Genomic DNA, 20275 nt, shown 5'->3' with positions numbered 1-20275 from the left:
CTGGCGGATCCCAATCCGGGCCGACTTCATCTGCCAACCGCCTCAGAGACTATGCCCACCCAGTCAACTTCAATTTGCCCAGCCCTCAAGAACGTCGGCTAAGCGGATCATATGGTGATGCCCGAGCTCCTCTCGTAGGTCCTCCGACCAGCGTTACTCAGCAGCTTGATCGAACATGCGTGCGAGTCCTTCAGCAGAGGACCTTCCCCGCTTCATTGATGAGGTTTACAACACCCGCCAATTGCACTCAGCGCTCGGCTATCTCAGCCCGCAACAGTTCGAAGACCAACACGCCCGGAAGATGGTCAAAACTGCCGCTTGATCCTGTCCGCTCCGAGGGGCGCACTCCATTTCGCGTCCAATCGCGACCCCTCTGGGTGCCCAGGTTTGGGCTTATCCGGGTAGTGCATAGGAGGGACCCGCGCCCGGAGCGCAGCGCCCTCGGCGTTGCGCTGAGCGGAGGGCGTGGGAGGTTCCTGTGCACCCACGCGGGTAAGCCCGGGAGGGGCCATTCGGTTAACGTGGGGAATCAAACGGCCGCCAGTTATACTGGCGGCCGTCCCTTTTTTTGGATCGTCGCCCCCAGCCCGATCACCAAGTCACGAAATGACGCCTTGGCCAGACCTTCTAGGTACGAGCAGAGATCGAGATTGGATGGTGCATAGTGACTAACCGTAGCCACCAACCGCGTCTCGGAAGTCTGCGGCTTATTCAACGACGGCGAAAAGCGACCATTCGCCAGGCACCCCCTTTAACGAGTACATGCCTTGGTCAATGAACCCGATCCCCGAGCCGACAACCAGGTCTTTGACCGTATTGGACACCAGGATACTGCCCGGCGACGCATTGCTGCAGATGCGTGACGCAACATGCACCGCGAGCCCACTCAGATCGGTCTCGCGCCGCTCGCATTCACCGGTATGCAGTCCAGCGCGCATGGTGAGGCCGAGACGCGACAGTTCCTGTATGATTGCCCGCGCGCACTGGATAGCCCGGGTAGGCCCGGTGAAAGCCAAAACGAAGCCATCGCCCGTGCGGTTGACTTCCTGGCCACCGAAGTTCTTCAGCTCTCGTCGCACGACACCGTCATGCGCTTGCAGAGTCTCCTTCCATTTGAGGTCTCCGATTGCCGCGAGCTTTTCGGTTGATCCAACAATATCGGTCACGAGCACGGTCAGGAGGACCCGCTCGGAGGGCGGACTATTTCGGGTTCCAGTCAGGAACTCCTGCACTTCACCTACCAGTCGTTCCTGGTCACCCCACCACGGTAAGTGATCGTCGCCGGGAAGCACGACCAACTTGGCGCCTGGAATATGATCGGCAAGATATTGGGCTTCGGGGACAGAATGCCAGCGGTCTCCGCTGCGATGCAGCACTAGAGTAGGCACCTGAACACTCGGCAAAACACCGCGTATATCGACTTCAAAACTCAGATCGTTGAGCGCTCGAACTGCACCCGGACTTGCGGAATAGCGAAGATAGGCGCCGAACCATGAGCGCGCCGCCTCATCCTTTGCCATGCTCGGCGCAGCCTGGTCGAGCTCAAAAGGCTCACCCCAATTCTCTTCCATGAGCGTGTTCCACGCGTCACGATCCTCTAGCGTTATGCCCCACGGATAGTCAGGCGCCCAGCTTTGCCGAGCATAGCTCCCGCAGAGAATAAGCGCGGCTGTACGTTCGGGATGAGTTGCGGCGAACATTGCCGCCATGTAGCCCCCCTCGGACACGCCAAGGAGGGCTGCCCGTTCCGACCCGGCAGCATCCATGACCGCCCGGATATCATCCACTCGCTCTTCGAGCGTCGCGGGCCCGACATCTCGATCGGATAGACCCATGCCCCGACGATCGAACCTGATCAAGCGCGAGAAATTGGCGAGACGCCTGAAGAACCGCGCATAGTCGGGACTTTCCCATGCATACTCCAAATGGGAGACCCAACCTTGCGCATAGACAAGATCGATTGGCCCGTCACCAAGGACCTGATAGGCGATCGATAGATTGCCGCACTTCGCGTACTGGGTGCGTGGAGCCATGGCTGTTCGAATCCCGGAAACGAAGCCAATCTCAACCGTGGACTGGAGATATGCGATCAAGCACCGTTGAGCCTGCTTCGGACGCCACAATCAGGCCACCAATGGTAGCACGTGGCCAAGTTCCTAACCTTAGCAATCTGCATGCGGTGACACGTTCTTGGCCGCCTCGAGGCCGATCCAATGCACGTTCATCAGTTGGGATCGCTACGGCCGCTTTGTCGGCGACTGCAGGCGCGCTGACGGCGCCAGCGTAGCCGCCTGGATGGTCGATCACGGCCAGGCGCTCGACTGGCCCCGCTACAGCCGTGGCGCCTATGCAGGGCAGCAGGCGAAAGCCGCAGCGGCAAAGGTCGGTCTATGGGCCGGAACGTTTCAGGCGCCTTGGGATTGGCGGGCTGAGCACGCTGACGGTGCGAGGCAGATAGCGAAACAACCGCTCGGCATCATCAGCCGCCGGCAGGTAGCGCAAAGCTACTCATGCCAGCCGCGGCGAACCTGCTCGCAAATTAGTTCGTGCGATGAGGCAAACTGGTATCTGGTCAATTGCCCCTGGGGCGGCAAGCTCGACCGCGACAAGGACGGAAGACCGTGTGAAAGTCTGTGCTGAATGCCGCCAGCAAGGCCGATCTGCGGAAGATCCGGGATGATCAGATCGCGACCGTTTATCGCCGATTTTATTGGGATGCCGTCGTCGCCCGCCTTCACGTAGCGGCGGAAGTTGGCAAGCGTGACACCCTTCATGGTGGCGCCGCCGGCGGGCCGTGTTGTCGCTCCAGCCACCTTCTGATTTCAAGACGAGCGCAAGCGCCCGCGCAAAATTGCGGTCCATAACTGTTTTCCTTTTGATGTTGGGATTTGAAGAACCGAGATTTCTCGGCTACAGGGAGTTCTTCTTCTGGGGCGGAATCATGAAATTCTCGCAGATCGCCGCACTGACATCATTGCGATTTTTTGCTGCGGCTTCGATTTTTGTATACCATGCGCAGGTACATATCTTTGGGATAAACCATCCTCAACTTGCGCTCGGCGTTTCGTTTTTCTTCGTTCTGTCCGGGTTCGTGCTGACGTACGCCTACCGTGACCTGCGGTGGGATGAAATCGGCGACTTCTACTTCGCCAGGTTCGCGCGGATTTGGCCGGTTCATGCCGTGACCTTTGTGGCGGCCGCAGTTTTCCTGACGCCCTCTTTTTTCAGCGTATGGAGCGGAATTATAGGCGCTATCAATATCTCGCTGCTTCAAGCATGGGTGCCATACCAAGGCGTCGTTTTCTCGTTCAACGCCGCATCGTGGAGCATATCTGCCGAGATGGCGTTTTATGCGCTGTTTCCCGCACTGTTGCTCACTCGGCGGTTTGGTTCCTGGTACTTCGCGCTTGCGGCAGTCACCGTCTTGATAGTCGGCGCTCTGGCCGCATTGCGACTTCCTGGGCCAACGAGCCCGTGGACCTTCAACCCAATTTCGTTCGCATTCCAGTTTCCATTGTCAAGAGTATTGGAATTCGCAACTGGCGTGTTTGCTGGCAGACTCTATGTCACTGGCCGCGCCGCGAATGTGAAGGGCACAGTTTTCGAAGTGGGAAGCCTCGTAAGTGTTCTGATCTTCGCCGTTTTCAGCCAGTGTCTTATCCCATGGCTCAGCCAGTCGGGAGGGATGTTTTTCTTCGCCGCAGCCATTTTCGTTTTTGCGCGGGAGGCCGGCAAAATTAGCAAAGCTCTTTCATGGCCTCCGCTGGTTCGTCTCGGCGAGATCAGCTTTTCAACCTACATGCTGCATGATCTGATTTTGCGAATAGCCGTCACGCACGGCCTGGTCCAGAGGATCGGGAAACCATGGTCTGTCCTCCTGATCGTGCCGCTGGTCTATGTCTTGTCATATGTGATGTGGGCTGGCGTGGAGGTGAGATTTCGTAAGATATTGATGGGTATGCGAAATTCCCGCGTAGCAACACAGCTGGTGCCCGGCCAGTAGAGAAGGGATGTTTTCTAACAACCCCTTTTCGCAGTGAGGCCGTTCAGAAGGCAAGCACCTAATGGAACTGCGCAAGCCGGCGGATCGTTTCAGCGACACATGAGGGCGCTAGGGCCCCGTTTTCTGCCCTTAACAACCGGACCTATCGCTGTTACGCCGCTGTTTTCAGCGGGCCCGATCTTTGCGATATTTTCAGAAGCGCTCCAAGGGCGAACACTCAAAAAGGATCAAAAGGGCAACCTGTACATCGCGCCATCTTCATTTTCTGGCACAACAAGCGTAACGGGGGTGTTGGGTAAGGGGGCAAAGTTAGTGAAAGCCGCGTGTGCACTTTGTATTGCGCTCATCATTTCCGGGTGTGCAGGGACCAGCGTTGTTCAGACTTCAGGTAATACCGCCATCGTAACGGCCAGAGCTGCGCCTGTCTGTGGTGGCGTGGGCGCCGAGAGGGTCGCCGTCAGAGAAGCCGCCATTGAGACGATCAAGGCAGGGTTCGACAAATACATCATCTACGATGCTGCGGCTCAGAACACTGTCACGACTACGCAGATGCCGGGGACGGCCACGACAATGGGCACTATCAACGGCGGAATGCTAAACGCGACGACCACCTATCAGCCGGGGCCAACAATCTACTCAGGTCACCACTCCCAAGCCTTTGCCATCAAGATGTTCAAGGCGAGCGACCCTCTTGGCGCCAATGCTGTTGATGCGAGGACAACGCTCGGCCCAGAGTGGCCAAAGCTGATTAAGCAGGGGTCTTTGACGACCTGCACGTGACGGGTGCTCTGGTCATAGAGTTCCGCCTACCGGGCCGCCCATACAGCGCATCTGACGCTGCAGCAGCTCAAGCTCATGTCGGCGATCAAGCACTGTCGCACTGCGGCCCTTGGCGGTCACGTGGAGGCCTGCGAGGACTGCGGCCAGTGGCGCATCGCCTACAACTCCTGCCGCAACCGGCACTGTCCGAGGTGCCAGGGTGCCACGGCGCGGACATGGCTTGCCGAGCGCGAGGCCGACCTGCTGCCGGTCGGCTACTTTGCACACCGTGGGCTACCTGAGGCCAGCAGCCGTAAGCGCTCGGTACACTGACCCCCGACCGATGCCGAGGGACGCGGCGATCTCTGATACGGATTTCTGTTGCTGGTACAAGACGACTGCTTCACCGGCCTTTGCTCGCGCCGTAGGCTTCCGCCCTTTGTATTTCTTATCTGCCTTCGCCTTCGCGATGCCTTCCTTCTGTCGCTCTCTCATCAGGCCCCGCTCGAACTCTGCGAAAGCGGCGAACATGTTCAGCATCAGCCGACCGTATGCTCCGGTCGTGTCCAGCGTCTCCTTGCCGAACTGTAAGACCTTCAGACCTACACCACGTCCATGCAGGCCATCGACAATATCACCAAGGGTCCGCGTATTCCGCGCCAAGCGATCGATCTTGGTCACCACCAGCGTATCGCCCTTGCGCAGAAATTTGAGCGTACGATCGAGCTCCTGTCGATCCCCCAGGGCTGAGACTTGCTCCGAAAAGACTTCTTCGCAACCGGCGGCTTTGAGGTCACGTATCTGGGCCTCCAGTCCCGCTACCTGCTCTTCTGTTGAAGTTCGTGCGTAGCCGACCTGCATCCTACTCTCCAATGTCCAATAGCCTCTGAGCTTTTGAGTCAGATACGTCCAAAAGTCAATAAGAACCTTATTGGACGCCGCTAGGGCTTGTTGGAGGTCGTCCGGTAGACCCTGCCCATGTGGACAGCATGTCAATGGATCGTAGGATTGCGCAGGGCGTCCCGCCTACGCCGCCGTACCCATAAAACGAGCGGCCGGCTCAGGATCATCGTAGGATTGCACTGAACGACGGCATTTGAGGCTGTGCAGCCATGACTTCTTTGGGGCCGTTTGCGGACCGGCTGCTTCAGGCGGCAAATCTTCAGGGCCGGACATTACGGTCGCCGTGACCATTGTCGTGACCTGACCCGATGCTGCCGTTCAGTCTCACGATCAGGAAGTCCTAGAATGTGAGAAAAGGCGACATGGGATCGCGACGGAAAACTGAAATATCGGAACGTCGCTTCACTCGAGCCCGATCCACACAAAGCCGTCCTGCTTTCGGCAGGGGTATACGATCAGTTTTGCGCGGTTTTTCGAAATGTCACCGGCGAATTCATAGCCCGGCGCAGTACCATCCTGCTGCAGCTGCGCCCACCCCCTGATTTCGCCGGTGGACAGGTCGAAACAACTCTGATGCCAGCGGCAGACCAGGCCAAGATCTGCGGTGATCGTGCTCTCCGTGTGTGGGAGCTTCAGCTTTTCGGCCTCAGTGGAACTTCGGCGTTCGTAGAGCGGCAGATGAAGATGCGGGCAAGCATTGTTGAAGGCGCAATAGTTGTCGGATCCGCGAACGACGACGATATCGTAATCTTCAAAATCGAGAATCCGACGTTCGTAGGGCCGAAGCTCGTCTTCGGCAAAAGCGCGAACCCACCTCCTGCCGCCGTGACGGATGGTTTCGCGAAGCCCCTTGGAATTCAGTTCGGCGTCAATTTCGGGCTTCAGCCTGACTATTTCAAACAGGCTTGTGCGCTCGGCGGTACCGCGAAGGCGTACCCTGACGAAGTCGCCGATTTCCACCTTGTCGGCGATCTGATCGCGGAGGGCCTCGGATATTAGCAATCGCGTACCGGCATCTTTATTGGCGGCCTCGACCCGGCTGGCCAGATTTACAACGTCGCCGATGGCCGTCAGACGTTCGTGTCCGGCGAAACCCAATGTGCCGATGACGGCTTCGCCATAGTTGAGGCCGATACGAATATCGAAATCGATGCCATACATCGAGGCAAAGAAAGGCTTCAGACGATCGACCGTGGCGAGGGTCTGAAGTGCGGCGTTCACGGCGCGGAGCGGGGCGTCTGGCTGGTCGTCGATACCGAATATTGCCATGAGCCCATCGCCGATCAGTTTGTCAATGAAACCGCCATTCTGCTCGATGACGTCGCCGACTTGGGCGAAGTAACGATTGAGCAGATACATCACGTCGTAGGGGGAAAGCCGCTCCGACAGCGCGGTGAAATCGACAATATCACTGAAGAAGACCGCAACATGCCTTGCTTCGCCGCAACGCGTCGCGGCAGAAGTGCCCAGCTGGCTAGTGATCATCATGTCGGTTTCGTCTAGCACCAGGCGTCGGACGCGAAGCTCGCCTTCCGGCCTCAGCTGACAGGCCAGCCGAACCTCATCGGCCAATCTCAACCGGTTCGCCATCAGGGTTTCGTCCGGATTCCGGTCCGGGCAAGCCTCAATGCCGTCGAGAACCCAAACGCGGCATGTCGAGCATTTCGCCCTGCCGCCGCATGCATGGGCGAACGGCACGCCCGATCTGAGAGCCGCCTCGAGCAAGGTCTCATCCGCGGCCACGTCGAAATCCACTCTGTCGGGTAAAGCGGTTACTTTGGTCATATCACCGAACACAGGTCCGTCGCGTTAACTGGCTTGTCAGTGTAGCACCAAACGGCTCAGGCAATAGAATCGTGCAAAATTCGAGTACCAACGAAGCCGAAATGGTTTCGTTGCGGGGACCGGACCACAAGACCGCTTGCATCGGCAGCGACCGCTTGCCGAGCGGACAACGAGGGTTCATCACGGCGCGGATCGTGGTGGTGACGCTGCAGAGCAGAAACCGGCTTCGTCGAGATGCGACAACCAGGCAGCAACGATGTACGCCAACTATCAGCGCGCGAAGCAGACCATCTCGCTCTAATCGTCGAACTTTCGTCAATGGCGCAACCGCGACCTCCAGCGGGGTCGCCGGCAATGTCTGCTTTTCAGGCGGTGGCAAAGCTGACCTCAACGACCGACATAGGGCGCAAAGCAGCCACAGCACCTACGACGAATAAATTGCCGGCGGGCGCTTGTCCTGCGGCCTCTAACGACTGACGGCGAGCAGCCTGTCCGCCGCCCCAGCAAAAGCGCGCAGTGTCGCCTGCTCCTGTGCTACTGCCTTTTCGTAGAGCCTGTTATATGTCCGCCAATGCATTCCTCGAGGCTTGTCCGCAAGTCGTAGCGGGACGCTTGCGGTTCCTCCAAGGCGTTGCCGCAATTTCCGTGCCTTAGAGAGACATCGAAAGCGAGGATCTTCGCTCTGGGAGCGATAACTGAGATCCAAACACACACGGCAGCGAAAGCCGTTACCGTCGTAAAGAACTGCGCATCTACGATTGCAGGACGGGCAAATGAACCAGCGCCGCTCACCGCCGAAATGTTGTTCCGTGGAATCAAGCGCGATGACCTCGTGCACGTGCCGCCACTCCTGGGCCGGTCCTCGACGATGATAGGTCAACTCCAGGCTGCCTTCCTCCACGAAAATCCCGATCGAACCGGAAGGACGGCCGCCGACATTCCAGGTCAACTCCCCTCGGCGCCCGGGCGCCAGCAACCTGCTCTTGCGCAAGTCCGAGATGCGAAGATACAGCAGGTCCTCGCACTTCTTGCGAGCTCCGTTTCGCCACCGATTCCCTGATCCTGCGCCGCCCATTGATACCTCCGATTTTCCCGAAATAGTGTGCGTATCTGAGCAACTCTTACAACGCAGGGGCATAAGGAACTCTGACAACGAGACCCCTAGGATATCGATGGCGCAGCTCGTTCCAGAACGAATCCCGCGTCTGCGCTCAGGCTATCTGGTCTGCAGTGCCTTCTTCAGGTAGCCAGCCGACCGAGGTAGCGATCGAAGAGCCCTTCATTCCAGCAGAAGGATTGCAGAAGGGATTGCAGACCTCATTTCAATTTGAATCCAAGCTATTGCGGGCCGGAAGCGGACTCGGCAGGAATGCGTTCGAGCCTTTCTAGGAAGGTGATAGGCTTTGACATCCTTTTGGTCCCAATGCATCCGGTCGCGCGATCCGCTACTGGAACAGCACCGGGCCACGGGGTATCGCGCCCTCCCTCTGCTCTGGATGCACCATTCAGTCGGTACAGCTTTGTGCACTGTACATACATATTTGTGCATCCAGCGGCCCAATGGCCGCGAAATAGCCGGATAATCCCTCGCTCGCTTCGGTCATCCCGCGGCCCGCCCTGCCGGTTGTTTCTATGCCAGGTCATGCCCGCCTCCGAAGCGGCACGACATGCGGCGGATTGTTCGGCTGCGCCATATGGCGCTCGCGCCACATCCGCTTGGCGATGCCGGGGATCGCCGATATCACCTTCGCGGTCGGCCGGGCTGCTGCCCATGCGAGCAGGTCGAGTTGCCTCGTATCGTTCTTGCGCTTTTTCATGCCGCGCTCCGTTGGCCTTGCACGATTGCGGGGGTCAGCCTTCCGGTCTCGAGCAACTTGCGCATTCGCGTCATCGCGAGCGGTCCAAGCTGGCAGTCCGCGAACAGTGTCAAGAAGGCCGCCGCCAGTTCCTGCTCGCTGGACGGCGCCGGGAAGGGAATGTGCAGGTCATCGCCTTTGGCTGATGCATATCCATTGGGAGGGACAGTGCTAACCATGAGAGGTTCTTCAGGTTCTTCCTCCTTCATAGACATATCCTGAGGGTATATGGGGGGATATTGCCAGCAATGGCTGCGGGGACGTCACACTCGCTAGGTGCGTGTGACATCGGTCCATCTGTCTCTGCAATTTCTGCGGGGACAGAACGAGCCAGGCTGCGCCTGTCAGCCTGTCGAAGAGCCATCTGCTCCTTGAGGTGTTCGACCGTATAAGAGACATGATCGAGGATCTCGTCGGCCCTCGGATTCTCTACGCGAAAAACTTGCGAGGAACGCGTCTTCGTCTCCGTGTCGATCAGATAACCTCGTCCTAGTAGCCTGCCGCGACAGGTTGATATCTGGCGTTCGGAAAGGCCAGTCCGTGCCCTCGCGGCTGAGATGGTCAGGTATGTCGTTCGCGTCGGCCACGTCAGGAAGGCGAGATAGGCAACCATCAACGACAGGTCGCTCGGCTGCATCTTCGGATCGGCCGCGACCGTCTCGATCAGACTTAGCTTGAAGCTCGCCTTGGACGCGTTTGCTGCCTTGTCGTCGTTCATGCTGCGCGCGCCTGGGTCAGTATCAATGCTCATGTGTGTGGTTCCTCGCCGCAATTCTGGCGCAGCGCCCCTGAAAAAACTCTGCCAAGGCGGTTACAGGACTGCGGGACGCTCATGGCTTAGCTGCCCGACCGCCTGCAAAGCGCTCGATCGCGCGATTTAGGCTGCCTTCCAAGGAGACCAGTGGCGACCTGTGGCGTCAGCTCGTAATGGAGTTTCAACACCTCCAGGACGGCCATCTGTGAGCTTTCGACGATCACCACTCATCTGGGCATAGGTCGCGCCGTCTTTGATCGCCGCGCCGACTATTTCATAAACGAACCGGCGCGCTAGGAGGTCGCGGGTCGACGCCGCGTCGCTCATTTTTCCCGAGCCCACTCTTTTCGGCCATCAATAGCGCCATGGCGACGCCCAAAAGCCTCGAGCTTATCGACCTCGAAGGCGATGCCCTTGCCGGGGCGCATGGTGCCGTCGCCGGCTTTGTAAAATTCGCGGTCGTTGCACAGATGGTAGTCACTGAACGTGTCGAGCGAGATGCGAATCTCCAGTTTCCCATTCTTCGGTACGACGGCGACGAGATCGGATTGAGATGCGGTGTAAGTGCCCATCAGGCCACCGCCTTTTCTGCCGGCCTTTCCGACGTGGACCCGACCGGCTTAGAAAGCCGAGACGCGGCCCAGGCGTCCAGCGCCTGCGGCGTGTAGAGCGGAATGCGCCCCGCGTACTGCATTTTCGGACCGCCGCCGATCGTGGCGAGCTTGTTCAGTGTTGCGAGCGCGACGGGGATGCCGTGCTTCTCTAGCATGTAGGCCGGAACCTCTGATCGGCGGAGGCGCGGGCGATCACTAGCAGTCATTGAGGCCATCTCCAAAATCATACTATCACGCGTGCGATTAGTGGTATATTGGAGACAGGGGTGGTTAAGTCAAGCGAATTGTATCGCACGCGTGATAGCATGGTGTGGGGATAGACGAAGTGGCCAAAAAAACGTTGGTGAGGGACCAAGATCAATTCCTCGTCCGCCTTCCAGAAGGCATGCGCGACCGAATCAAGGCCAAGGCCGATCGCGCCGGAATGTCGATGAACGAAGCAGTGGTCTGGTGCCTGGAGCAATACTTCCCCGCTCCCATAACGCTGGAGCAAAAGATCGACGACCTTGTCCAGATGGTGGCGATTCTAAAGGGTGACGACGACAAGGCCGCAGGCATCGATCGTCTTGTTGACGAGATTCACGACGCCATCGCCGAGATTGAGGATAAGAAAATCCCAGCGCCGACAGATTTCAGAAGGGCGGTGTCAGAACGGTGGGAACGGTGGCAAGAAGAGGAAGCCGAAAACCAGTCCGATCTGCATGAGAACCGCTTTGACGATAGCAACTGGCCGGAGCCAAGCTATCGAGGGCCGATTGAAGGGCCCACCCCTGACGACGATTCGATTTCAAACGATCTGCCGAAAAAGGACTAAGCCCGTCGCGGCATCTCGATCAGGTCCGCGGTCTTCCCAGTCATCTGCCGGTAGACGTCGCCGCAAATTTTATTGGCCGCCGCCACCAGAACAGTATCGAGCCTGTGCACGTACTTGCTGGTCACGGTCCCGCCGGCGTGCCCGAGCATGGCCGCGATGGTGCTATCGGCAAATCCAAGATCCCCGCCGACGGATGCATAGGAGTGGCGCATGGTGTGCGGCGTGACACCGACCAGCTCGGCCCTCTCCATAAACCTAACCCACGCACCCGCCAGGCCGTTGTAGTGGCCTGTCTTGCGCAAGGCAGGGAGGACGTAGGGATTGCCGGAAACGCGGATGGCCCTGCGCAGCACGTCGAATGCTTCGCGGCCAACGGGGCGCACGGAAGGCCCGCTCTTGCTGTCCTTCAGCCGGAAGCAACCGGCGGCCTCGTCTACCTCATCCCATCTGAGCGTCGATATTTCACCCAGCCGGCAGCCTGTGAGCGCGAGCAGCCAGGCGCCAGCCTTTGCCTGAGGCGTGTCGAGATCTGCCGCCTCGCCGGTGAGAGCATCGCCGATGGCGCGGTATTCATCGGCAGTCAGGCGCCGGTCGCGAACGTTGTCAGCGGGCAGGGGAACCCCCTGGACTGGATTCGTTGCGATGATGCCTTCGCCGACGGCATAGGTAAGGATACCGCCGAGAAAGCCTGTCGTGCGCGCGGCGGTGCCGGCACCACCAGTGACTAGGACGCGGTTCCCATTCTTGCCGGACCGATCGCGCCGGGCTGTTTTGCCAATCGTGACGTCCCGAACGAACTTCACGATGTCGGCGCGGGTGACGTCGATCACAAGTTTCGTGCCGAGCAGTGGCTTGATGTGGCGCTCGATTCTGCCCCTATCGATTTCAATCGTCGATGCCTTCTTGGGGCGTCGGCTCCGGCCGAGGATCGCGCCCTTGTCCGCCGCCTTCAGGTACTGGTCGCAGAGCTGGGCAACGGTTAGAGATTTCCGACGGGTCTTGCGCTCGAGCAGCGGATCGCCCTTCTGAAGCACTACGCCCCCCATCGTCTCGATCGCCAGCTTGCGCGCCTGTTCCGCGGTGATGGCTCCATGTCGACCGATCGTCATTCGCCGCCGCACACCGTCGCCGGATCGGTAGTCGACGAAGTAGGTCCGGCTGCCAGTTGGATGGATGTAGGCACCGAAGCCCTTAAGTTCCGAACACCAGATGGTGTATTGCTTATCCCGGAGTTCGGCACCGTCGACGACAGCCTTGGTGAGTTTTGGCATTGGAGAGCCATCCTTGAAAGGGTCGGCTCACCATATGCTCACCGCGAGCGTGGAAACAAGAGCAAACCGCCGCCCTATTTGGAATAGCTTGCGAAACACCAGATGCATTGCATCACATGACTTTGGCCTGTTCAAGAAAACATCCGCCATCATAGGCACATGCCATCCGGCGGCCCAAGGAGGGCAGCCACTACGATCTGCCGATCGCGCTTGGCCTGATGGCGGCACTGGGTGCGATTCCGGGCGACATGCTGGCCGGCTATGTCGTGCTCGGCGAATTGTCGCTCGACGGTACGATTGCCGCCGTCGCCGGCGCCTTGCCGGCAGCAATCGGCGCCAACGCGGAAGGCAAAGGCCTGATCTGCCCGTTCGCCTGCGGGCCGGAAGCGGCCTGGGCCGGCAAGGATTTCGACATTCTGGCACCACGCAGCCTGATTGCGATCGCCAATCATTTCCGCGGCACGCAGGTGCTGTCTCGACCGGAGGCCGGCATCCACACCTCGGCGCGCGACCTGCCCGACCTTGCCGACATCAAGGGCCAGGAGACCGCCAAGCGGGCGCTGGAAGTGGCCGCCGCCGGTGGACACAACCTTTTGATGATCGGACCGCCTGGATCGGGCAAGTCGATGCTGGCGCAGCGGCTGCCGTCGATCTTGCCACCGCTGGCGCCGAAGGAATTGCTCGAAGTCTCGATGATCGCCTCGGTGGCGGGAGAACTCGGCGAAGGCAAGCTGACCGACCGGCGGCCGTTCCGCGCGCCGCACCATTCGGCCTCGATGGCGGCGATGGTCGGTGGCGGCATACGCGCCCGGCCGGGCGAAGTGTCGCTCGCCCATCACGGCGTGCTGTTCCTCGACGAGTTTCCCGAATTCACGCCGCAGACGCTCGACGCGCTGCGCCAGCCGCTGGAGACCGGCGACTGCATGATCGCGCGCGCCAACCATCGGGTCACCTATCCGGCGCGCATCCAGCTGGTCGCGGCGATGAATCCGTGCCGCTGCGGCATGGCGGGTGAGCCGGGCTATCGTTGCCTGCGCGGCGAGCGCTGCCGCACCGATTATCAGGCGCGCATCTCGGGCCCGCTGCTCGACCGCATCGATCTCAGGATCGAGGTACCGGCGGTGTCGGCCAGCGACCTGATTCGGCCTGACCGGGCGGAGAAGAGTGCTTCCGTGGCGCTGCGCGTGGCACGGGCCCGCACCATCCAACGCGAGCGTTTCGAACGGCTCGGCGTCAGCGCCACGACCAACGCGCATTGCGCGCCGGCGGTCGTCGAGGAGATCGCCATGCCGGATGCCGCCGGCCTGTCGCTGCTCAAGGACGCCAGCGAGAAGCTCGCCTTTTCAGCGCGGGCCTATCATCGCGTGCTGAAAGTGGCGCGCACACTGGCCGATCTCGACGCCAGCGAAACCGTCGGCCGCATCCATCTGGCCGAGGCGATTTCCTACCGCATGAGTTCGGAGCGCGTGGCGCAGGCGGCGTAGGCGTCCGACGCCGTTTTGGGTCCACCGTCGACGCCATCCTGGCGAAATATCCACGGTCCCATGGTCGTTTCAAGCTACCCCTGCCTGGCCTTCAACTCCAGCCGCCGCGCGTGCAGTACCGGCTCGGTGTAGCCATTAGGCTGAATGCGGCCCTTGAACACCAGGTCGCAGGCGGCCTGGAAGGCGATGGAGTTGTCGAAGTCGGCCGCCATAGGCTGATAGAGCGGGTCGCCGACATTCTGCAGGTCGACGATGGCCGCCATGCGCCGTAGGGAATCCATCACCTGGATGCGCGAGCAGACGTCGTGATGCAGCCAGTTGGCGATGTGCTGCGAGGAGATGCGCAGCGTGGCGCGGTCCTCCATCAGGCCGACATCGTTGATGTCGGGGACTTTCGAGCAGCCGACGCCCTGGTCGATCCAGCGCACGACATAGCCCAGGATGCCCTGCGCGTTGTTGTCGAGCTCACGCTGGATCTCGTCGGGAGTCCAGTTCGGGCGCACCGCCACCGGCACCGACAGGATATCGTCGAGCTTGGCCTTGGGCCGGTTCTTCAGCGCCGCCTGCACGGCGTGGACATCAACCTTGTGGTAGTGCGTGGCATGCAGCGTGGCCGCCGTCGGCGACGGCACCCAGGCGGTGTTGGCGCCGGCCTTGGGGTGGGCGATCTTCTGTTCCAGCATCGCCGCCATCAAATCCGGCATCGCCCACATGCCCTTGCCGATCTGGGCGTGGCCGGCCAGCCCGCATTCGAGCCCGGTGTCGACATTCCAGGCCTCGTAGGCGGAAATCCAGGCGGCCTGCTTCATGTCGCCCTTGCGGATCATCGGGCCGGCTTCCATCGAGGTGTGTATCTCGTCGCCGGTGCGGTCGAGGAAGCCGGTGTTGATGAACACCACACGTTCCCTGGCGGCGCGGATGGCCTCCTTGAGGTTGACGGTGGTGCGCCGCTCCTCGTCCATGATGCCCATCTTGATGGTGTTCTTCGCCATGCCGAGCAGGGCTTCGACGCGGTCGAATATCTCGACAGCGAAGGCGACTTCCTCCGGCCCGTGCATCTTGGGCTTCACGACATACATCGAGCCGGCGCGGGAGTTGGCGCGGCGACCCTTCGGCGCGACATCGTGCAGCGCGATCAACGCCGTCATCGCCGCATCCATGATGCCTTCCGGCATCTCGTTGCCGTCGCGATCAAGGATCGCCGGATTGGTCATCAGGTGGCCTACGTTCCTGACCAGCATCAGCGAGCGGCCTGGCACGGTCAGCGCGCCGCCGGCGGGCGCGGTGTAGGCGCGGTCGGGGTTGAGCTTGCGAACAAAACTCTTGCCGCCCTTGGTGATCTCTTCCGCCAGATCGCCCTTCATCAGGCCGAGCCAGTTGCGGTAGACGACGACCTTGTCCTCAGCATCCACCGCCGCGACCGAATCCTCGCAGTCCTGGATGGTGGTCAGCGCCGATTCCAGGATGACATCGGCGATGCCTGCCGGATCTGTCCTGCCGATCTGGTTGTCGCGGTCGATGACGATCTCGATGTGCAGGCCGTTCTTGACAAGGAGCACGGCTTCAGGGTTGGCGGCGTCACCGCGATAGCCGGCGAATTGCTTGGTATTGGCGAGTGTCGTGACACCGGCACCCTCGCCCAGCCGCAGCATGCCGTTGACAAACGAAAGCCCGTTGACGCCCGCCCACTTGCCCGAGGTGAGCGGCACCGACTGGTCGAGGAAATCCTTAGCCCAGGCAACGACCTTGGCGCCGCGCGCCGGATTGAAGCCCTTGCCCTTCTCTGCACCGCCGGTCTCGGGAATGGCGTCGGTGCCATAGAGCGCATCATAGAGCGAACCCCAGCGCGCATTGGCGGCGTTGAGCGCGTAGCGGGCGTTCATCACCGGCACGACCAGCTGCGGGCCGGCAACGACTGCGATTTCCGGATCGACATTTTCGGTGGACACGCTGAAGGCCGGCCCCTCGGGAACGAGATAGCCGATCTCCTTCAGGAAGGTCTTGTAGGCTTCCATGTCGATGGGCGCGCCATGGTCGCGATACCAGCCGTCGAGCTTCTCCTGCATGGCGTCGCGTTTTGCCAGCAGCGCCCGGTTCTTCGGCGCCAGGTCATGGACAATGACCGAGAAGCCGTTCCAGAAGTCGGCCGCTTCGATGCCGGTGCCGGGCAGCACCTCGCAAGCCACAAAATCATGCAGCTCGCGGGCAATCCGCAATCCGGCGATCTCGATGCGATCGGTCATAAGCTGGTCTCCAGACGAAAGGCTCGGGCGGGCGTTTGGCATGTCAGGTTTGCAGGGTCAATTCGGCTTAAGGTGAAGGGAACATTTAGGCAAGGTTGGCGAAACCGCCGATGAGAGCGTCCTTCTCCCCGTTTACGGGGAGAAGATGGCGGCAGCCAGATGAGGGGCCGCGCCAGGTTTTAGAAGGATGGCGCCACACGCCTGCCTGAACTCATTCGATCGTCGGCGCTGCCCCTCATCCCCCTGCCGGGACCTTCTCCCCGTAAACGGGGAGAAGGGGCTAAACAGCAATCCTTGGCCTTCCCGAGGCCACCGCCACGACATGCGCCTCGATGAACATGCGCTGGGCTTCGACAGTGGAGACGCGGAATTCGGTCGCGACCTCGATCTCAGCATTGTCGGTGCCGGCATCCCTGGCGCGCTGGGCGACGATGGTGCGGACATCGGCTTCGGCTGCCGCGATCGCCGCCGCTTCATCGAGGAAATCGCGCACGGTTTCACCCGAGGCAAGTCGAAACAGCCCTTCCTTCGGCTGGCTCACCCGCGCTTCGGCCGAAACCCTGACCTGGCCGACGACGGCGCCGAGTGCGTTGGCGACGTCGGTGTCCTCCGGCACCACGCACTCATTGCCGATCAGCGGCGGCAGGCCGGCATAGTGCAGCGGCGCTGAAGCGCCGAGGCCGATGACCGGGCGGTCGAGCGCGACGCTCAGCCGGGCAATGCCGGGGTGAGAATCGACGGCGCGCTGCACCAGCGCATGCGCCACCGTCGACGCGCCATCGAGACCGTCCTCGGCAAAGGCGGTTTCGAGGATGTATTCCGCCGACCAGCGTGTCAGTGTCACCAGCACGCGCTCCGAGATCACCTCCGGCGATGCGGCGATGGGCTGGCCACGGCCGTCGCGCTTGCGCGCGAACAGTTCTGCGCCAAGGCGAGCGGCGGCCGGATCCCAGTTGGCCTGCTTGCCCAGCACATGGGCGGCGTCCGACGGCGTGAAGCCGGCGACATGCACCAGCCCGCGCGACACCAGCCGGTTCAAGGTCGCATTCTGCGCGTTGGAGGTCAAAAGCCTGTCGACGGCAAGCGGGACGGCCCTAATCGCCTCGTAGAGCCGCGCTTCGGCGCCGGTCAGTCCGGCGGCAAGCCGGTCCGGCACACCGGTGCGCACCGCAAAGCGGCCGTCCATGCGGCCGGGATTGGGCGCCCGCAATTGCCGTTCGAGTTCCGCGGTGACGGCGGCGCCATGGGCCATCCCCGCCAGCGCCAAGGGCACCAGGCGGCGCGGCCCGAGCAGGATTTTCGGGTTGAGCGCGCCATCCTCCAGCGCCACTTCGGAATCGCCGCCGAGGCCGAAGGTGCGCATGGCGACGGCCTCGACCATGGTGCGGAAGCCGCCGACGGTGGCACCTTCCGGGTCGAGCCGCGGCCGGCCCTTGTCGAGCACGGCGACGTCGGTGGTGGTGCCGCCGATGTCGGACACCATGGCATTGTCGAGCCCGGTCATGTGGCGGGCGCCGACGAGGCTGGCGGCGGGGCCGGACAGGATGGTCTCGATCGGCCGCTGGCGGGCAAACGCCGCCGACACCAGCGCACCGTCGCCGCGCACCACCATCAGGGGTGCGGCGATGCTGCGTTGTTCCAGAAACCCTTCGGTTGCCGCCACCAGCCGGTCGATCATCGAGATCAGCCGGGCGTTGAGCAGCGTCGTCAGCGCCCGGCGCGGGCCGCCGAGCTTGGCCGACAGCTCGTGGCTTGATGTGACCGGCAGGCCGGTCTTTTCGCGGATCAGCTCGCGGGTGGCGATCTCGTGCGCCGGATTGCGGGTCGCGAAATAAGCGCAAACGGCAAAGCCGGAGACCGACACGCCGAGTTCCGGCAGCGCTGCCTCGAGCCCCGACAAGTCGAGCTTGGCCGCATTGCCATGCACATCATGACCGCCGGGGCAGAACACCACCGGGTCGGTGCCGAGTGCAGCCTTCAGCCCGTCACGGGCGAGGTCGGCCTCGGAAAAGCCGATCATCACCAACGCCACGCGGCCGCCCTGGCCCTCGACCAGCGCGTTGGTAGCAAGCGTCGTCGACATCGAGACCAGCTTGATCGCGGCCGGATCGGTGCCGGCCTTCTGCAGCACCGCATCGACGGCGCCGGAAATACCGACTGCCAGGTCATGCCGCGTGGTCAGCGCCTTGGCCTTGGCCAGCACCTTGCCCTTGTTCGGCCCCTCTTGCTTACCTTCCGTTTCAGACCACAGCACGGCATCGGTGTAGGTGCCGCCGGTGTCGATCCCGAGGAACAGCGGCTTTGGCTTGGTCTTGGCGGTCATTTCTGATGGTCGTCCGGCTGGGTAAATTTGTTTCCCTGCCCTTAGCCGATACAGGGCGGCCGATAAAGACGCGAGCGCTGGGCCACGGTGGAGTTCGATCTCCCCCGCAAGGGATTAGCAGCTCCGCTAAGGTTTCGAGATTCAGGTCAGGCCGAGCCGAAAATGGTGGATTCCGAGAACCGGAGCGGACCGTACTTTTCGTACGTGAGCACCGGAAGCGCGGGAAGCCGCCATTGGCAGGCCGGCCTCACCTGAATATCGACACCTTAGCCCACAAACCCCACCTTCTTGTGCGTGCCATCGCAAAACGGCTTGTTCGCCGAGTGGCCGCAGCGGCACAGGAACGCGACTGTCGTGCGGTCGACGGTGTGGCCGGTGCCGGTGACGATCTCCATATTGCCCTCGAGCTTGAGCGGGCCGTTTTTCGTCGGAGTGACCTTGAGCGGACCGTCGCGCTTTTCCAGCGCCGGCGTGTCCTTCAGTGGCGGCTCGCCGGTGGCGGTGAAACCTGATTTGTTGTGGCTGCCGTCGCAGAACGGCTTGTTTTCCGATGCGCCGCAGCGGCAGAGCGTGGCTCGATAGAAAGTCTCGCCGTCAAGCACGATCTCGGCATGCACGGCCAGCGGACCGTTTTCCCGCAGGCGCACAGTGTTGACCACCGGCGGCTGTTCCTGCGGGCCGCCGTCCTTCCTGATGTAGGTGATGGCGCCAGAGGGGCAGCTTTCGGCGATGGCGACGATCTTCTCGACGCTGGCCGCCTCGGGATGGATCCACTGCCCCGGCGCGTTGGGCACGAAAACATGCGGATCGCCGAGCACGCAGTTTCGCGAATGAATGCAGCGCTTGCCGGAGAACCCGACGTCGATCTTGTCGCTTTCGACCATACCGGCCATGGCTACGCTCCTGTTGCCTGAAGCGCGTCGCATCCAGACGGACAGACGCGGCGCGCTTTGGGTATTTGTGCAGGCAATGTTTTAACGCAATTCCCGTCGGAACCGCTTCACACTTTTCCTGGAATTGCTGTACGGCTCCAGCAGGAAAACCGTCAAGCTGGCAAACCGGTCAGGGGACCAGATCGATTTCCTCGGTCTCGCCGCCGCTGCAGGTATAGCAGCAGTCCTCGCATTTTTCCTTGTTGCCGGGGCCGACGCCCCAATAGGTCTCCTCGTCGCCGTCGACCCAGGCGCCGTAACAGATCGATTCCCCTTCGTTGCAGGATATCGGCAAGGACTTGGTCTCGCCGTCATTGAGGTAGAAATCCTGGTTGTTGCCCGGCCAGACATAGTCGCGGTCCTGGCTGTAAAGCTCGAGGCGCATGGCATTGGGATGGCTGTTCTTGATGGCAAAGGTAACGTCGCCGGCATGTGCCGACGGCACGACCAGCATGACGAGAGACAGCGCGACCAGCGTGCGGCGCGCGTAGGCATGAAACATGGTAACCCCCTGGAAAGACACGGCCTACCCGG

At 61.3% G+C, this 20275-nt stretch carries 17 protein-coding genes and 2 pseudogenes; 6 read left to right on the top strand and 13 right to left on the bottom strand.

From position 1 onward, the window contains the following. Nucleotides 1–707: 707 nt before the first annotated feature. Nucleotides 708–2093, bottom strand: coding sequence for an adenylate/guanylate cyclase domain-containing protein (locus AC1DZP_RS23395; RefSeq protein ID WP_245446118.1), 1386 nt, complete (start codon nucleotides 2091–2093; stop codon nucleotides 708–710). A 202-nt stretch (nucleotides 2094–2295) separates the two neighbouring features. On the opposite strand from AC1DZP_RS23395, the gene AC1DZP_RS23390 reads away from it, so the two are divergent. The 4 genes and pseudogenes from AC1DZP_RS23390 to AC1DZP_RS23375 all read left to right on the top strand — a co-directional run. Next, nucleotides 2296–2640, top strand: coding sequence for an excalibur calcium-binding domain-containing protein (locus AC1DZP_RS23390; RefSeq protein WP_477305710.1), 345 nt, complete (start codon nucleotides 2296–2298; stop codon nucleotides 2638–2640). 157 nt (nucleotides 2641–2797) lie between these two features. Then, the gene (locus AC1DZP_RS23385; protein ID WP_477305679.1) at nucleotides 2798–4003 is read left to right on the top strand and encodes an acyltransferase family protein; all 1206 of its coding nucleotides are present in this window, start codon (nucleotides 2798–2800) and stop codon (nucleotides 4001–4003) included. A 99-nt stretch (nucleotides 4004–4102) separates the two neighbouring features. Then, nucleotides 4103–4783 (top strand): hypothetical protein, encoded by a 681-nt coding sequence (locus tag AC1DZP_RS23380; RefSeq protein ID WP_477224887.1) that lies wholly within the window; start codon nucleotides 4103–4105, stop codon nucleotides 4781–4783. Between the two features lie 36 nt (nucleotides 4784–4819). Beyond that, a pseudogene (locus tag AC1DZP_RS23375) lies at nucleotides 4820–5044 on the top strand (transposase zinc-binding domain-containing protein); the annotation flags it as partial. 12 nt (nucleotides 5045–5056) lie between these two features. On the opposite strand, the gene AC1DZP_RS23370 reads toward AC1DZP_RS23375, so the two are convergent. The 7 genes from AC1DZP_RS23370 to AC1DZP_RS23340 form a co-directional block, all read right to left on the bottom strand. Continuing rightward, a complete protein-coding gene (locus AC1DZP_RS23370; RefSeq protein WP_477224886.1) occupies nucleotides 5057–5623 on the bottom strand; it encodes a recombinase family protein in 567 nt (188 codons plus the stop codon). Between the two features lie 444 nt (nucleotides 5624–6067). Next, nucleotides 6068–7450 (bottom strand): adenylate/guanylate cyclase domain-containing protein, encoded by a 1383-nt coding sequence (locus AC1DZP_RS23365; protein WP_184874267.1) that lies wholly within the window; start codon nucleotides 7448–7450, stop codon nucleotides 6068–6070. Between the two features lie 1640 nt (nucleotides 7451–9090). Further along, nucleotides 9091–9267 (bottom strand): hypothetical protein, encoded by a 177-nt coding sequence (locus tag AC1DZP_RS23360; protein ID WP_477305677.1) that lies wholly within the window; start codon nucleotides 9265–9267, stop codon nucleotides 9091–9093. Next, complete coding sequence (locus AC1DZP_RS23355) at nucleotides 9264–9515, bottom strand: hypothetical protein (protein ID WP_477305675.1); 252 nt, start codon at nucleotides 9513–9515, stop codon at nucleotides 9264–9266. The genes AC1DZP_RS23360 and AC1DZP_RS23355 overlap by 4 nt, the downstream gene beginning before the upstream one ends. Further along, nucleotides 9512–10057 carry a hypothetical protein gene (locus AC1DZP_RS23350; RefSeq protein WP_477305673.1) on the bottom strand — a complete coding sequence of 182 codons (546 nt, stop codon included), beginning with the start codon at nucleotides 10055–10057 and terminating at the stop codon, nucleotides 9512–9514. The genes AC1DZP_RS23355 and AC1DZP_RS23350 overlap by 4 nt, the downstream gene beginning before the upstream one ends. A 326-nt stretch (nucleotides 10058–10383) precedes the next feature. Next, a complete protein-coding gene (locus AC1DZP_RS23345; protein WP_477224883.1) occupies nucleotides 10384–10632 on the bottom strand; it encodes a PC4/YdbC family ssDNA-binding protein in 249 nt (82 codons plus the stop codon). Then, a complete protein-coding gene (locus tag AC1DZP_RS23340) occupies nucleotides 10632–10829 on the bottom strand; it encodes a hypothetical protein (RefSeq protein ID WP_477224882.1) in 198 nt (65 codons plus the stop codon). Before AC1DZP_RS23340 ends, AC1DZP_RS23345 begins: the two co-directional genes overlap by 1 nt. Before the next feature lie 170 nt (nucleotides 10830–10999). Here AC1DZP_RS23340 and AC1DZP_RS23335 point away from each other — a divergent pair, with 170 nt between their 5' ends. Beyond that, the gene (locus AC1DZP_RS23335; RefSeq protein WP_477224881.1) at nucleotides 11000–11488 is read left to right on the top strand and encodes an Arc family DNA-binding protein; all 489 of its coding nucleotides are present in this window, start codon (nucleotides 11000–11002) and stop codon (nucleotides 11486–11488) included. On the opposite strand, the gene AC1DZP_RS23330 is transcribed toward AC1DZP_RS23335, so the two are convergent. Beyond that, nucleotides 11485–12759 carry a tyrosine-type recombinase/integrase gene (locus AC1DZP_RS23330; protein ID WP_477305671.1) on the bottom strand — a complete coding sequence of 425 codons (1275 nt, stop codon included), beginning with the start codon at nucleotides 12757–12759 and terminating at the stop codon, nucleotides 11485–11487. The two genes, AC1DZP_RS23335 and AC1DZP_RS23330, sit on opposite strands and share 4 nt — an antisense overlap. 173 nt (nucleotides 12760–12932) lie before the next feature. On the opposite strand from AC1DZP_RS23330, the pseudogene AC1DZP_RS23325 reads away from it, so the two are divergent. After that, nucleotides 12933–14243 (top strand): annotated as a pseudogene (locus tag AC1DZP_RS23325) (YifB family Mg chelatase-like AAA ATPase); the annotation flags it as partial. A 74-nt stretch (nucleotides 14244–14317) separates the two neighbouring features. Here AC1DZP_RS23325 and AC1DZP_RS23320 read toward each other — a convergent pair. From AC1DZP_RS23320 to AC1DZP_RS23305, 4 genes are all read right to left on the bottom strand, one after another. Beyond that, nucleotides 14318–16486, bottom strand: coding sequence for a malate synthase G (locus AC1DZP_RS23320; protein ID WP_477305669.1), 2169 nt, complete (start codon nucleotides 16484–16486; stop codon nucleotides 14318–14320). Between the two features lie 280 nt (nucleotides 16487–16766). Continuing rightward, nucleotides 16767–18809, bottom strand: coding sequence for a hydantoinase/oxoprolinase N-terminal domain-containing protein (locus tag AC1DZP_RS23315; protein ID WP_477305667.1), 2043 nt, complete (start codon nucleotides 18807–18809; stop codon nucleotides 16767–16769). A 266-nt stretch (nucleotides 18810–19075) separates the two neighbouring features. Continuing rightward, entirely contained in the window at nucleotides 19076–19702 is a 627-nt protein-coding gene (locus AC1DZP_RS23310; protein ID WP_477305665.1) for a CDGSH iron-sulfur domain-containing protein, read from the bottom strand. Between the two features lie 169 nt (nucleotides 19703–19871). After that, the gene (locus AC1DZP_RS23305; RefSeq protein WP_477305663.1) at nucleotides 19872–20243 is read right to left on the bottom strand and encodes a hypothetical protein; all 372 of its coding nucleotides are present in this window, start codon (nucleotides 20241–20243) and stop codon (nucleotides 19872–19874) included. Between the last annotated feature and the right edge of the window lie 32 nt (nucleotides 20244–20275).

It is taken from the genome of Mesorhizobium sp. P2_F8, from assembly GCF_056403655.1.
The sequence above is the reverse complement of the archived record's forward strand: the minus strand, read 5'-3'. Positions and strand labels throughout refer to the sequence as shown.

Coding starts and splice junctions, on each gene's coding strand:
- AC1DZP_RS23390 (WP_477305710.1), top strand. CDS start 2,296: ATGGTCGATCACGGCCAGGCGCTCGACTGGCCCCGCTACAGCCGTGGC.
- AC1DZP_RS23380 (WP_477224887.1), top strand. CDS start 4,103: ATGAGGGCGCTAGGGCCCCGTTTTCTGCCCTTAACAACCGGACCTATC.
- AC1DZP_RS23370 (WP_477224886.1), bottom strand. CDS start 5,623: ATGCAGGTCGGCTACGCACGAACTTCAACAGAAGAGCAGGTAGCGGGA.
- AC1DZP_RS23365 (WP_184874267.1), bottom strand. CDS start 7,450: ATGACCAAAGTAACCGCTTTACCCGACAGAGTGGATTTCGACGTGGCC.
- AC1DZP_RS23360 (WP_477305677.1), bottom strand. CDS start 9,267: ATGAAAAAGCGCAAGAACGATACGAGGCAACTCGACCTGCTCGCATGG.
- AC1DZP_RS23355 (WP_477305675.1), bottom strand. CDS start 9,515: ATGAAGGAGGAAGAACCTGAAGAACCTCTCATGGTTAGCACTGTCCCT.
- AC1DZP_RS23350 (WP_477305673.1), bottom strand. CDS start 10,057: ATGAGCATTGATACTGACCCAGGCGCGCGCAGCATGAACGACGACAAG.
- AC1DZP_RS23345 (WP_477224883.1), bottom strand. CDS start 10,632: ATGGGCACTTACACCGCATCTCAATCCGATCTCGTCGCCGTCGTACCG.
- AC1DZP_RS23340 (WP_477224882.1), bottom strand. CDS start 10,829: ATGCTAGAGAAGCACGGCATCCCCGTCGCGCTCGCAACACTGAACAAG.
- AC1DZP_RS23330 (WP_477305671.1), bottom strand. CDS start 12,759: ATGCCAAAACTCACCAAGGCTGTCGTCGACGGTGCCGAACTCCGGGAT.
- AC1DZP_RS23320 (WP_477305669.1), bottom strand. CDS start 16,486: ATGACCGATCGCATCGAGATCGCCGGATTGCGGATTGCCCGCGAGCTG.
- AC1DZP_RS23315 (WP_477305667.1), bottom strand. CDS start 18,809: ATGACCGCCAAGACCAAGCCAAAGCCGCTGTTCCTCGGGATCGACACC.
- AC1DZP_RS23310 (WP_477305665.1), bottom strand. CDS start 19,702: ATGGCCGGTATGGTCGAAAGCGACAAGATCGACGTCGGGTTCTCCGGC.
- AC1DZP_RS23305 (WP_477305663.1), bottom strand. CDS start 20,243: ATGTTTCATGCCTACGCGCGCCGCACGCTGGTCGCGCTGTCTCTCGTC.